This is a genomic window from Alkaliphilus oremlandii OhILAs (genome assembly GCF_000018325.1).
In the GTDB taxonomy this organism is placed as follows: domain Bacteria; phylum Bacillota; class Clostridia; order Peptostreptococcales; family Natronincolaceae; genus Alkaliphilus_B; species Alkaliphilus_B oremlandii.
The window spans coordinates 2899838-2914242 of record NC_009922.1 but is presented as its reverse complement, the minus strand read 5'-3'; the positions used below and the strand labels follow the sequence as shown (position 1 = coordinate 2914242).

Below are 14405 nucleotides of genomic sequence, written 5' to 3'. Positions count from 1 at the left end.
TGTCAATGGCATTCATTACAAAATGGAAGCCCTCACTTTGCTATAAGCATATGCAATGGAAGAATCTAAATTATTATTGTTTTTGCCGCCGCCTTGGGCAGAAAAATCACTACCGCCACCTTTGCCATCGATTAAAGTAATGGCATCTTTTAAAAGTACATTCATGCTAAGGAGCTTCAATTCCTTAGATTGAGCAAATAGTAAATGGGCTTTATCGTCAGCTTCTATACCAAATAGAGCAATGACGTTAGGATATGCCGTTAGCTGTGTAGCAATATTATTTACATACTTTAAGTCGATGTTTTGATAAACTTCTTTGATTACTTTGATGCCATCGATGGTCTCTGCGTCTCGGAGCATCTTTTCCACGGTATGGCAGATGACTTCAGATCGTAAGGCCCTCACAGAGCTATGAAGGTCGTTGATATCACTGGACATATGATGGACCCTTGCAGGAACATCCTGTTCATTGACGCCGAGAAGTCGAGCCACTTCCTTTAGACTTTCCTGTTTTTTAGAATAATCCCCAATGGCCCTTTTCCCACATAAAAATTCGATTCTCATGCCAACTTTATATTTCTCTACCTTGATGATTTTAATGAGTTGAACCTCCAAGGTGGATTTCGGGTGAGTTCCGCAGCAAGCCACCAAATCGAAATCTCCAATTTTGACCAATCGAATAGGCCCCTGCACCTTCTCAGAGACCTGCTTTCTCAGAGGAAGTTTTCGGAGCTCCTGTTCCGTTGGAAATAAGGTTTCTACAGTTAAGTTGTTGGCAATGGTTTCATTGGCTAGATCTTCTACCTTTTTGAATCCATCACTATCGATGACTTTATCAATATCGATGGTGGAATATTCCTTGCTGAGATGGAAACCGATGGTGGTGGCATCAAAAAGTTCTACGAAAGATGCAGATAAGATATGTTGCCCCAGATGTTGCTGCATATAATCGAACCGCACCTGCCAATCAATTTCACACTGAACCTTTTTAAATTTAGAAGGCTTTCTTTCCGTTACGTGATAGATAAGATCCTCTTTCTCGTAGACATATATAATTGGAGAAGACTCAATATATCCCACATCGCTGGGCTGTCCGCCACCTTCAGGATAAAAGTAGGTTCGATCCAATCGAATATGGAACTGATGATCCTCTTCAATGACCTCTATTATATTTGCAACGAAGTTTCTCTCATAGGCATTTTCGTAATAAAGCTTTTCCAATTTAACAGCTCCTTTTCAAAAATATATTATGTACATTCTATCATAATAAAAAGATCATGGAATTAATTTTTGAATAAATGCTAATAATTGTATATAAGTATTGAAAGAAAGCGGTGATTAAATTGAGAATACCAGAGCATATCGGGATCATTCCAGATGGAAATAGACGATGGGCAGAAGGAAAGGGGTTATCTAAATCAGAGGGTTATCAATCAGGAATCGACCCAGGACTTTTACTGTTTAAAATGTGTGAAGCAGCAGGCGTAAAAGAAATAACCTATTATGGATTCACTGTGGATAATACAAAAAGGCCCACGGACCAAATCAAGGCATTTACAGATGCATGCATCCATTCTGTAGAGATACTTTCAAAGGAAAATGCATCCCTTCTTGTGGCAGGCAATACCCAATCTCCAATGTTTCCAAAGGAGCTACTGCCCTATACCACTCGGCAGAACTTTGGTAATGGCGGCATCAAGGTTAATTTCCTAGTGAATTATAGCTGGAAATGGGACTTAAATTATTTAAAAAAATCTAAATCCAAAAGCAACAACATCAATAAACAGATAGAAACATACGATATCTCAAAAGTAGATTTGATTGTCCGATGGGGAGGAAGGCGAAGATTGAGCGGTTTTCTTCCGGTACAATCCATCTATGCAGATTTCTATGTGGTCGATGATTATTGGCCGGATTTTAAACCGAGTCATTTTATAGAGGCATTAAACTGGTATAACAACCAAGATATTACCCTGGGGGGATAAATATTTAAAGACACGAGGTAAAAGAGCATTTTCTTTGTCCCATTTCTCAAAGTATAGGTGACAAATGAAATGTTCTTTTATTTTACTCGTGATAGGAATTATTTACCCATACTGTTGACTATTTATTTTTTATAGATATAATAGATATTATACTTAGCCGACTAACTAAATGGAGAGGATAAAAATGAATTTTCACGATCCGAACTCCCTGCAGCATATTTTTGCGCAGGTCATACGATTATATCATCAAAGAACCCAAGGTTTATTAGATAAGGTAGGGGTTTATCCAGGGCAGCCCTTCCTTTTATTTGCTCTTGTCCATATGAACGGACAAAGCCAAAAAGATTTAGCAGAAAAGTTAAATATAAAAGCTTCTACCATTGCGACTATGGTGAAACGGATGGAAAAGGTGGGGCTGATAGAACGAAGACAAGACCCTGTAGATCAGAGAGTTTCAAGGGTTTACATCACTGAAGAAGGCAAGAAGGTATGTGAAGAGGTTATGAAGATTAAAGAGACCATATCCCAAGAAACCTTCTGTAACTTTACCGAAGAAGAGCAGTTATTGCTTCGAAGACTATTGATGCAGGTTCATGAAAATCTTAAAAATGCTTGTCGAAATACTTAGTCAGCTAAGTATATTGACTAAAATTTCTGATTTTCTGCGAAACACCTAGACTATAAGTGAGCTTCTAGAAAAACATAAAGCAGAAAAATTAAATGACATGATGATGCAAGGAGTGATAAGAATGAAAAAACTGTTTCAGTTTTTAAGACCATACCGATTTGCAGTGATGAGCTCCCTAGGACTCATATTCCTACAGGTGCTTTCTGAATTGTTTTTGCCTACATTGATGGCAAATATTGTTGATATCGGATTGGTCAATGGGGATACTGCCTATATTTTTAAAATAGGAGCCCTCATGATTTTAATTACCATATTTGGGATAGCATGTGCCATTGCTGCCAGTTATCTATCCTCTAGAACTTCCACAGCCTTTGGAAGGGATTTACGGAGAGCAGTTTTTCAAAGGGCAGAAAGCTTTTCCCTCAATGAATTTGATAAAATCGGCACATCTTCTCTAATCACTAGAACCACCAACGATATTGCTCAAATACAGCAATTGGTGATGATGTCCCTGAGAATCATGGCCAGAGCGCCAATGATGGCAATCGGTGGTGTGATTATGGCAGTATATAAGAACCCGAAGCTATCATTGATTCTGGTGTTTACGGTACCATTCATTGTGGTCGGTATCGCCATTGTCGGTAAATTTGGAGCGCCACTTTTTAAAGTGATGCAAACAAAATTAGATAAATTGAATCAGGTTTTGAGAGAGAGCCTGATGGGGGTCCGAGTTATTCGGGCATTTAATAAAGTGGACCATGAAGCAAATCGCTTTAAAGAAGCCAACTACGACCTTACAAATACAGCCATACGGGTGAACCGAATCATGGCATTAATGCTTCCCTTACTATCCATCATACTGAACTTTACCACCATCGCAGTTATATGGTTTGGTGCCATCAACATCGATGAGGGAACGATGAAAGTTGGGGATTTAATGGCGTTTATCCAATACGTATCCCAGATTATGTTCTCCTTAGTCATGGTGTCCATGATGTTTGTCATGGTACCTCGTGCTGCCGCTTCTGCTGCAAGGATCAATGAAGTTTTAGATATGGAGACTGAAATTAATGATCCGGAAAAATGGGTCAGTGCGCCTAAAAAGGGCGGTGTGGTGGAGTTTAAAAACGTATATTTCAACTATCCAGGTGCAGAAGAAGCAGTGTTGAAGAATATTTCCTTTAAAGCGGAGCCGGGAAAGGTGACCGCGATTATCGGTGGTACTGGGTCAGGAAAGTCTACCATATTGAATCTGATCCCCCGCTTTTACGATGTAACCAGCGGAAGTATTTCCGTAGATGGCATCGATCTTCGTCATATGCCGCAGAAGGAACTGAGAGATCAAATTGGATTTGTTCCTCAGAAAGCAGTTCTTTTTACTGGAACGATTTCGGAGAATATCCAATATGGAAAAGAAGATGCAACAGAGGAAGAAATTCAAAACAGCACAGAGATAGCACAGGCATCGGAATTTATTAGAGGCCTGGAAGATGGATTGAATTCCTTTATTGCTCAGGGCGGAACCAATGTGTCTGGCGGACAGAAACAGCGTCTTTCCATAGCGCGGGCATTGGTTCGGAAGGCTCCGATCTATTTATTTGATGATAGTTTTTCTGCACTAGATTTTAAGACCGACGCAAAACTGAGGGAAGCTTTAAAAAATGAAGTTTCTGATTCCACATTCATTATCGTGGCCCAGAGAGTCAGTACAATTATAGATGCCGATCAGATCATCGTATTGGATGAAGGTGAGATTGCAGGCATAGGAAGCCACAAGGATCTTTTAAGAGACTGCAATGTATATAGGGAAATCGTATCTTCCCAGCTTTCAGAGGAGGAGATGGCATAATGAAGGATAACAGAGAGAAACATTCCATGGCACCGAGAGGAAATAGAGGACACGGTGGTGGACCAGGTGGTCCTATGATGCGAGGGTCCTCTGAGAAAGTAAAGGACTTTAAAGGAACCTTTAGACGGTTACTAAGGTATCTAAAACCTTTTCAATTTAGATTGATTGTGGTACTGATCACAGCCATCTTAAGTACGGGCTTTAGCATACTCAGCCCAAAGGTCATTGGTCTTGCAACAACGAAGCTGTTTGAAGGCATGACGAATCCGGGAGCTGGCGTAGATTTTGACTATATCGTAAAGATCTTGATGCTGCTGGGGGTATTATATATAGCCAGTGCCATTTTTACCTATGTCCAAAGGCTGGTGATGGCTACCGTTGCACAGAAAACAGTTTATAACCTGCGCAATGAGGTGAATCATAAGCTTTCTAAATTGCCCCTTAAGTTCTTTGATGCCCATACCCATGGAGAGATATTGAGTAGGGTAATCAATGATATTGATAACATCAGTAGCACCTTAGAACAAAGTATTACTCAGATAATTACTTCTGTGATCACTCTAGTGGGAATCGTTGTTATGATGCTTATTATCAGCCCGACCATGACACTGATTCTAGTTGTAACATTGCCTTTATATTTTCTATCAACAAAATCCATTGCCAAACGATCTCAGCGATATTTTGCAGCGGAGCAAAAGACGCTGGGCGAGCTGAATGGGCATATTGAAGAAATGTATACCGGTCATAAAATTGTAAAGGTTTTTTCTAGAGAAAAAGAATCCCTAGACAGATTCAATCAGATTAACGATGAACTTTTCGAATCTGGCTGGAAAGCCCAATTTATTTCAGGGATTCTGATGCCTTTTATGACATTTATTAACAATATTGGATTTGTTTTAATTTCCGTGGGCGGTGGTATATTAGCTATTCGAAACGGGATACAAATAGGAGACGTGCAGGCTTTTATACAGTATTCAAGACAATTTACGCAGCCCATTATTCAGACAGCCAATATTGCCAATATACTACAATCCACAATTGCATCGGCAGAAAGAGTATTTGAAATTTTAGACGAAACAGAGGAAGTGTCCGACAGCAATGGAAATACAGAGCTTGCAAATCCAAAGGGAGAAGTTAACTTCCGGGATGTAAGCTTTGGGTATAAGAAAGATGAGCTCCTGATTGAAAATATGAACATCGATGTGAAATCAGGGCAGACCATTGCTATTGTAGGACCAACGGGGGCGGGAAAAACGACTCTGGTCAATCTTCTAATGCGGTTCTACGAAATCAATAGCGGCAGCATTCAAGTAGATGGCGTCGATATCAGAAATTTAAAAAGAGAGCGCCTAAGAAATATATTCGGTATGGTTCTTCAGGATACCTGGCTCTTTAATGGAACCATACGAGATAATATCGCCTACGGAAAGAAAGATGCCACAGAGGAAGAAATTATAAATGCAGCGAAAGCGGCCCATGCCCATTATTTTATTAGAACCCTGCCGGATGGATACGATACGATCCTCGGAGAAGAGGCCTCCAATATATCCCAAGGGCAGAAACAACTTCTGACCATTGCTCGTGCCATCCTTGCGGATCCAGCAATATTAATTTTGGATGAAGCCACAAGCAGTGTGGATACGAGAACGGAGCTGTATATACAAAAAGCAATGAATACATTGATGGAAGGTAGAACCAGCTTTGTTATCGCCCATCGATTATCTACCATAAAGGACGCAGACTTAATCTTAGTGATGAATCGTGGTAGTATCATCGAAAAAGGAAACCATAAAGAATTACTAGAGCGAGATGGATTCTATGCAGAACTTTATAATAGTCAATTTACAAGGGGTAAGAGATAATCTTACCTCTTTGTTTTGTAGAGAACAAATTTTATGATAGACCCTTATAATTCTAAGGATAAAATAGTATAATGAAAGTTATAGAATATAGGATTGCAGTCACTTGAATAAAGAGTCAATCTTGCAGAGTGGAGGGACAGGATAGATGAACGAACTATGGGAATTGTTCACCATATTTTTTCGCATTGGTGCATTTACCTTCGGTGGAGGCTATGCAATGCTGCCGATTATACAGGAGGAAGTAGTGAACAAACGGAATTGGGCAACGGATGAAGAAATTATAGATTATTATGCAATCGGTCAATGTACGCCAGGCATTATTGCTGTGAATACGGCAACCTTCATTGGCTATAAAAGAAAAGGGGTCCTAGGTGGCATCGTCGCAACCATGGGCGTGGTATTTCCGTCTTTAATCATAATAACCTTAATATCGAAATTCTTTATGCATTTTCAAGAAAATACAATAGTGCAACATGCCTTCGGAGGGATTCGTGTAGCCGTAGTTGCTTTAATTACCCATACCGTATATAAGATGATGAAGCAAACCGTGAAGGATTGGACAGGTATTGCAATCTTTATTGCTGCATTTGTAGTCATTGTATGGATGGATGTTTCTCCGATTCTCATCATCCTTTTATCAGCGTTCACTGGTATTATAAAAGGAAGAAACGATGCAATGAAGGGGGAGAAAAGATGATCTATATTCAAATATTTCTTGAATTCTTTAAAATTGGATTATTTTCTGTAGGCGGAGGACTTGCAACCCTGCCCTTTTTGAGACAGCTCATCGATCAATACGGGTGGATTACCCATGAGCAGCTACTGGACATGATCGCCATCTCAGAATCCACACCGGGACCCATCGGAATCAACACAGCTACCTTCGTAGGGCATATCGTCGGTGGTGTAGCTGGAGGGGCAGCAGCTACCGTTGGAATCGTAGCGCCCTCTATTATCATCATCATTATTATCGCCCATTACTTTAGTAAATTTAGCGAGAACCCCATCGTAAAGGCTGGTTTTTCTGGAATTCGTCCAGCAGTGGCAGGCTTAATAGGAGCTGTCAGCTTTGAGGTAGCTAAAATTGCTTTGCTTCATGTAGAAGAATATAAGGCCACAAGAAATGTATTTGCGATATTGAATGTAAAGGCTGTCATACTGTTCTCAATTATTCTGTACTTAGTCAGCAAATATAAAAAGCATCCCATCGTATATTTATCAGCAGCGGCGCTTGTAGGGATCGTATTGAAATTATAAAAGGAGTGGCATCATGAGAGAAAAGAAGGTTTCTATGGTAGGCACAATAGCCATTGCTGCGGTAACATTTTCGCTAATCGCTATGGCTATTGTTTTTAATATATCCCTTGTTTTTGCATTTTCAGCAGCTTCCCTATTCACTTTAGTAATACTGCTAAGAAATGGGTACGACCCTAAAGAACTGGGGCGCTCTGTCCTAGAGGGAATTAAAGAGTGCAGATCTTTGTTTGCTGTAATATTAATGATGGGGGCAACGGTATCTACTTGGTTGGCTTCCGGTGTCGTTCCCAATATTGTATATTATGCATTTAGCTACGTTCAGCCCTTTAACTTCATCGTTCTAGCTTTTCTATTTACACTGATTCTGGCATATGTAATGGGTACAGCTGTTGGAACCATCAGCACCATCGGTTTAGCGATGGTGACCATTGGAAATGGGTTCATGCTACCGACCCATGTAACCCTGGGTGCAGTAATTTCTGGCGCCTTTATTGCAGATAAAATAGCACCCATATCTTCTCTTAACAATTTAACCCTGGGGATAACAGAATCCAGCTATTTAGATTACATAAAGGCTGCGATTAAAACATTACTGCCAACCATACTCCTATCGACAGTGATTTATTATCTTATTGGTAAGGTCTATGTAAGCAGTGGGGATATGAGCAAGGTTCATGAATATCAAACTTTGATTCAAAATTCTATGGTAACATCACCCTACCTTTTATTATTTCCGATACTGGTGATCATCCTTGCATTTTACGGAGTGAAAACCATCTATAATATGTCCATCGGCGTAGCGCTTGCAGCGCTGGTCGGGATCTTTGTTCAAAAAATCAGCCCTGCTGTTTTAATCAAATCCATCCTCTGGGGATATGAATCTCAAACAGGAATGGCGGAGCTGGATGCCTTGGTATCCGGTGGAGGGCTGATGAGAATGGTAGAAATCGTATTCATCATAACGGGAAGTGTTGCCTTAAGCTGCCTTTTTGAAAAGGGTAATCTATTGAAGCCCCTCTTAAATCACTTGTTTAAGGACGAGGACAGCAGGTTTGCGCTCATTGCTAAAACAGGGCTACTCAGCGCTTTAATTACAACAGCAACTTGTGACCAAACTGCGGGCATCATCATTCCTGTAAAAACAACAAAGGATAAATTTGCAGAGCGCAACATAGAGCCAGCCGTACTGGCAAGAACGGTAGCTGATACAGGTACGGTCATTGCACCACTGATGCCGTGGAACGTCAATGCGATCATTGTAAATTCAATTCTGGGCATATCTGCGCTACAATACGCACCATTTGCCGTGCTATGCTTTATCAATCCCTTGGTGATGATATTGGTGGAGTACGTAATAAGCCTCAAGAGAAAAAATTTATCCATGGAAGCCTCTCGTTCCTAGGCAGGGAAATAACCTTAGGATTTCATTTCCAGAAACCAACCCTACAGAAAAGTAGAATCTATCCACGTCTTATGGTATAGTTAAACACATGAGGTGTAAGGCATAGAGATTAAATATTGAAGATAGAATTCTTACTTTTATGGAGTAAGAATTTTTTTAGGAGAACTTAAATATTTTAAAGATACCGTATTATATGAGAAGAGGAGGGACATCGGTGGCTAAACTTCTCAAGTTTTTTAATAAGCAAGAAACTTTGGAGCAACGTGTAAAGCATATACAAGCTGGTGATGAAGAAGATAAAAATAGATTGATACAGGAATATATTCCTTTTATAAAGAAGGTTATTTCCAATCATATTGGGGCTTATGTGGACGTAGAAAACCATGATGCCTTCAGTGCTGGACTCATGGCTTTTAATGAAGCAATAGAAAAATATCAAGAGCATAAGGGGAATTTTTTAACCTTTGCGTCCCTCGTCATCAAAAGTCGATTGATCGATGCCCATAGAAAAGCATCCAAGACTTCCAAGGAGGTTTTTGTCAGTCAACTAGAAAACGATTTGGAGACTACGGCAGAACATATCATGGCTGTAGATGGTTTCGAATCGGAACTAGAGATGAAATTAGATCTAAGAGAGCTGATACGGAGTATGGAGGCGTTCGGCGTTTCACTGGAGAATCTCGTAGATGAGGCACCGAAGCATGAAGATACAAGAAAAATGGCCATAAAAATAGCTCGATACATAGTTGAGCATAAAGAGCTTTGTAATAAAGTATTGAATACCAAGAATTTGCCAACAAAGGATATTATGGAGAATCTGAAGGTCAGTAAAAAGGTAATACAGAGGAGTAGAAAATTTATTATTGCTGTGATATTAATACTAGAAAGCGATCTAGATACACTGAAAAGATATATTTTAAACGCTGAAGGGAGGGAAGAAAGTGATTTACAGAGGAAGTATAATTGAAGTTAGGGAAAATATGCTGATCGTAATGCTGGAGGATTCTTCATTTCAAAAAGTAAAGAAATTCAATGGATTAAAAGAAGGGATGGAAATATATTTTGAAGAAAGAGATATCATAAAGGAAAGAAATCTCAGCTTTAGAAGGATTTCAATGGTTGCTGCTGCCCTATTTCTATTGATTGCAACCTCATTTTACGGCATCGATCTATGGGATACAAACTATAAAGCAGTGGCTCTGGTTTCGGTGGATATAAATCCAAGTATCGAATTAAAAGTCAATCGAATGAATCATATCATCAACGCTGTAGCCCTTAATGAAGATGCTAAAAACCTTCCTTTATTAGAACTAAAAAATAAACCTTTGGACAAAGGGTTAGAAGCTTTAGTTGGAATGGCAAGGGCGGAGGGGTATATAAAAGAGACGAAAGAAAACTATATTTTAATCGCATCCGTAAAGCTGAAAGATAATGTCGAAGATACAGAAGTCGAAGAAGTTATTACAAAGGCCATGGAGAAAATAGAGCTTTCTTCGAAGGATACGGGAGAAAAAATAGAGATTACATCTATTTCATCCAATAAAGAGACCTTGAAAGAGGCTCATAGAGAGAAAATTTCAGTTGGGAAAAAAGAAGCAGAAAAACGGATGGAAAAGACAATAAAAGAAGAAGATAAGAGAGATAAAGAGCGGGAGAAAGAGCAGGAAAAGCGGCAGAAGGAAATAGAGAAGAATATAGAAAAAGAGCTTAAGGGAGAAATCAAGAAGAATCAGGAACTTGAAAAAGCACAAGAAAGACAGAAAAAAGAAACAGAGAAAGAAATTAAAAGGAATGAGAAGCATATAGAGAAACAGCTCAAAGAAGAAGAGAAGAAAAAGAAAGAACAGAAGAAGGAACAAGAAAAATGGGAAAAAGAATTAAAAAATAGAGACATAAAAAAAGAAGAGAAGAACAGTGATAAAGAGAATAAAGGTCATGAAAAAGAAAATAAGCAAAAAGAAAAAAACAAGAAAAATTAAAATGAGAAAATACTTTTAAAAAAGTTACATTCTTTCCCTTCAAAGGCTACCTAAAAATTTTAGGTAGCCGTATTAATTTAATAGAGTAGGATTTAAAGGCTCTAAGGATACATACTAGAATATAAAATTTAGGAGGAATGAAAAATGAAAAAGCATTTGGTCAGCTTAACAACTTTATGTTTAGCGTTAATGATGGGAGTCTCTTCAGTAAGTGCACAACACATACCACCAGGATTAGCTAAGAAGGGCGGTTTGCCTCCTGGAATCCAGAAGAAATTTATTCAACAGGAAAAGGACAACAAGGAATATGAGGCAACGATAAAAGAAATAGACCTTAAGGAAAGAAGAATAACCATTGAAGACGGAACGGCGTTACTCAACCTACTAGTTTCAGAAAAAGCTAAAATTCAATTAGATAAAAAAGATATAAAATTTGAAGACCTTAGAAAAGGCGATGAGGTTGCTATCAAACTAGACAAGGATAATACCGTTACAGAACTGAAAGCTACAAGAACAGAAGATGCCCAGTATACTGTGAACGGAAAGTTTTTAGTAGCAATAAAGGATCAAAAGAAAGTATATCTCTATAAAGATGAGAAAACCGTTGAGTACCAATTAGATTCCAATGTTGTAGTTAAAATGAATGGAGAAAAATCAAAGCTGGATGATTTAGAAAATGGAATGGAAGTAAAGCTTACCTTAGATAATGACAAAGTAACACTGATAGAGGGCATTAAAGATACAGAGGATCGAAGAATAGAAGGAAAGATTCTTGCTAAATATGAAGGAAAAAATCCTTTGATTATCATTAAAATAGAGAACGACATTAAAGTGTTTTCCGTAGACAAGGATGTAAATCTCTCTAAGATTGAATTAGACGAAGAAGTAATAATCTATGTAGAAGACAACAAGGTTACATCCATTCGAATTAAATAGGATATAGAAGCAGGTAGCATAACGGTGTTGTGCTACCTGTGTTTATTATGGGGCTAATGCGGGCAACTTGGCACTGAAAGTCCAAAACTACCTAAACTTCAAGAAGTAATGTGGTAGATATAAGAAATTGAAAGTGGTAAATTCTATGAGGAATCCTTTCATAGGTATAGTAAAGAAGCATTTAAAATTTTATACAAAAATAAATAATAATAGCAAAAACTACTTGTTAAAAAAATAACATGAGTATATAATGAAAGTAACGAGGTGTTATACCTTTTTTCTTATGAATTTAATATAGAGGTGCTAGAAAATATAACGAAGATAGGGGATAGTACTATGTTACTGGAGGAAATGGTATTTTGGACAGAAGAAGAAACGATGAGCAATACTGGTTGCATTTGTGAAAATTTTATCGAAAATGTTCTAGAGTACATTTTTAGTGAGAAAGTCTCGGAGTTGGATATGAATGAGTTGTATAGCAAGTCCTCACAAAAGATGGAAGAACCCTATAGTTATTCCTACAAATATATATATTGTAATGATGAGACAGATTAAGTCTCATCATTTTTTTTTGAGCACTTGAAACTCCAAGTTTTATCTAGAGTTGAGTGGACATAAAATTTGTGAGCCTAGTCGAATAAGCTTTATTTGAGCACTGAAAGCTTAAAGGAAAGCTTTAAACTAAGTATAACAGCATAAGGGAGCAAGTTATATGTTGCAATGAAAATCAGAGGCTCCTTGATAGAACCTAAGAGCAATGATAAAATGTTAATATTAAACGGAAGAGAAGACATTCGCGCTGCGAGCCATTGCACAAATTATAGCAAGGAGAATTAAAATGGAAAACTTGGTCAAGGATTATGAAAGAGTGGACGATTTACAAATAAATAATTTAAAAATCATACAAAATCCAAAGGGATTTTGCTTCGGTATCGATGCAGTTTTATTAGCGAACTTTGTAACTTTAAAAAAGAATGCGAAGGTTGTGGACTTAGGGACTGGAACAGGGATCATCCCTATTTTACTGGCAGGGAAAAGCCAAACCAGCCACATTACGGCCCTGGAAATACAAAAAGAGGTAGCGGATATGGCCCAGCGCAGCGTTCAGCTGAACCATTTAGCAGATCGGATTCATGTACTGAATATGGATTTGAAAGATGCAGAAAAAAATCTAGACGTAAATGGCTATGATGTCGTAACTTCAAACCCACCTTATATGCACCCCGAAGGATTATTGAACATAGAGGACAAAAAAGCCATATCCCGTCATGAGGTGAAATGTACCTTAGAGGATGTAATTCGAACGGCTTCTAGACTTTTAAAGCATAATGGGAAATTTTTTATGGTACACCGCCCCATACGTTTAGCAGACATCATGGTTTATTGCAGGCAGTATAAATTGGAGCCTAAAAAACTACAATTAATCCACCCTACCTACGATAAAAAACCAAACCTACTGCTGATAGAATGCGTAAAGGCAGCAAAGCCAGAGCTTAAAATATTGGATCCCCTATACGTATACCATAAGGATGGAAGCTATACAGAGGAAATATTCAAAATCTACGGCAGGACTGAAATAGAGAAAGGGGATGAGGTAAATGAATAAGGGTACGCTCTATATCTGCCCTACACCCATCGGAAACTTGGAGGATATTACAATCAGAGTGCTGAACACATTGAAGGCTGTAGATTTAGTGGCTGCGGAAGACACGAGACATACGCTAAAGCTATTGAATCATTTTGAAATACAAAAACCTTTAATCAGCTACCACGAGCACAACAAAAAAGGAAAAGGGCAAATATTAATCCATAAGCTTTTAGAGGGAGAAAACATCGCCCTAGTTTCAGATGCTGGAATGCCAGGGATATCGGACCCTGGTGCAGATATTATAAAATTATGCATTGAGGAAGAAATCCCATTCTATGTTTTACCGGGAGCTACGGCATCAATTTTGGCTTTAGTAGCATCTGGATTGGATACGAACAAATTTACCTTCGAAGGATTTTTAGATCGAGACAAGAAAAATAGAAAAAAGAGATTGGAGCTGATCCGAAAAGAAGATCGGACATTGATTTTCTACGAGGCGCCTCATCGAATTCTCAGCACATTGGCGGATGTTTTAAATATATTCGGAGATCGGCAAGCTGTTGTAGGAAGAGAGCTGACGAAAAAATACGAGGAGTTCATCCGTGGCAGCTTATCGGAAATCATAGCCCATTTAGAACAGAATCCACCCAAGGGAGAAATGGTCGTTCTATGTGAAGGTGCAAATTTAGAGGAAAAGCTTTTAGAAGAGCAGAGTAGACTTGAGGAAATCCCCATGAAAGAGCATATATTGATGTTCATAGAGCAGGGAATGGACAAGAAAGCGGCAATTAAAGAAGTTGCTCGACTTAGAAATATTTCAAAGCGAGAGGTATATAAGGAATCCTTAGATTTATAACTCAATTTAAGAAGCAGAAAAATAAAGAGCCCAGAAAGGGCTCTTTTAAATGTAATTTACAAG

14 protein-coding genes are annotated in these 14405 nt (G+C 38.5%); 13 read left to right on the top strand and 1 reads right to left on the bottom strand.

Annotated features, from left to right (window positions below):
* Positions 1–15 precede the first annotated feature (15 nt).
* Positions 16–1221, bottom strand: a complete 1206-nt coding sequence (locus CLOS_RS14125) for an alanyl-tRNA editing protein (RefSeq protein WP_012160519.1) — start codon at positions 1219–1221, stop codon at positions 16–18.
* A 113-nt stretch (positions 1222–1334) separates the two neighbouring features.
* Here CLOS_RS14125 and CLOS_RS14120 point away from each other — a divergent pair, with 113 nt between their 5' ends.
* From CLOS_RS14120 to rsmI, 13 genes are all read left to right on the top strand, one after another.
* A complete protein-coding gene (locus CLOS_RS14120; RefSeq protein WP_330360302.1) occupies positions 1335–1985 on the top strand; it encodes an undecaprenyl diphosphate synthase family protein in 651 nt (216 codons plus the stop codon).
* A gap of 184 nt (positions 1986–2169) precedes the next feature.
* Positions 2170–2613, top strand: coding sequence for a MarR family winged helix-turn-helix transcriptional regulator (locus tag CLOS_RS14115; protein ID WP_012160517.1), 444 nt, complete (start codon positions 2170–2172; stop codon positions 2611–2613).
* 121 nt (positions 2614–2734) lie between these two features.
* Positions 2735–4462, top strand: a complete 1728-nt coding sequence (locus tag CLOS_RS14110; protein WP_012160516.1) for an ABC transporter ATP-binding protein — start codon at positions 2735–2737, stop codon at positions 4460–4462.
* Entirely contained in the window at positions 4462–6324 is a 1863-nt protein-coding gene (locus CLOS_RS14105; RefSeq protein WP_012160515.1) for an ABC transporter ATP-binding protein, read from the top strand. Before CLOS_RS14110 ends, CLOS_RS14105 begins: the two co-directional genes overlap by 1 nt.
* Before the next feature lie 145 nt (positions 6325–6469).
* On the top strand, positions 6470–7021 hold the full coding sequence (locus CLOS_RS14100) for a chromate transporter (protein WP_012160514.1): 552 nt from the start codon (positions 6470–6472) through the stop codon (positions 7019–7021).
* Positions 7018–7581: a chromate transporter gene (locus CLOS_RS14095; protein ID WP_012160513.1), complete on the top strand. Its 564-nt coding sequence runs from the start codon at positions 7018–7020 to the stop codon at positions 7579–7581. Before CLOS_RS14100 ends, CLOS_RS14095 begins: the two co-directional genes overlap by 4 nt.
* Before the next feature lie 13 nt (positions 7582–7594).
* A complete protein-coding gene (locus CLOS_RS14090; RefSeq protein ID WP_012160512.1) occupies positions 7595–8983 on the top strand; it encodes a Na+/H+ antiporter NhaC family protein in 1389 nt (462 codons plus the stop codon).
* 214 nt (positions 8984–9197) lie between these two features.
* Entirely contained in the window at positions 9198–9950 is a 753-nt protein-coding gene (gene sigI, locus CLOS_RS14085) for an RNA polymerase sigma factor SigI (protein WP_012160511.1), read from the top strand.
* Positions 9925–10962, top strand: coding sequence for an anti-sigma factor domain-containing protein (locus tag CLOS_RS14080; RefSeq protein ID WP_012160510.1), 1038 nt, complete (start codon positions 9925–9927; stop codon positions 10960–10962). Before sigI ends, CLOS_RS14080 begins: the two co-directional genes overlap by 26 nt.
* A gap of 144 nt (positions 10963–11106) precedes the next feature.
* Positions 11107–11898, top strand: a complete 792-nt coding sequence (locus tag CLOS_RS14075; RefSeq protein WP_012160509.1) for a hypothetical protein — start codon at positions 11107–11109, stop codon at positions 11896–11898.
* Between the two features lie 336 nt (positions 11899–12234).
* Complete coding sequence (locus CLOS_RS14070) at positions 12235–12453, top strand: hypothetical protein (RefSeq protein WP_041719418.1); 219 nt, start codon at positions 12235–12237, stop codon at positions 12451–12453.
* Positions 12454–12736: 283 nt separating this feature from the next.
* Entirely contained in the window at positions 12737–13504 is a 768-nt protein-coding gene (locus CLOS_RS14065; protein ID WP_012160507.1) for a tRNA1(Val) (adenine(37)-N6)-methyltransferase, read from the top strand.
* The gene (gene rsmI / locus CLOS_RS14060; protein ID WP_012160506.1) at positions 13497–14342 is read left to right on the top strand and encodes a 16S rRNA (cytidine(1402)-2'-O)-methyltransferase; all 846 of its coding nucleotides are present in this window, start codon (positions 13497–13499) and stop codon (positions 14340–14342) included. Before CLOS_RS14065 ends, rsmI begins: the two co-directional genes overlap by 8 nt.
* The last annotated feature ends 63 nt before the right edge of the window (positions 14343–14405 follow it).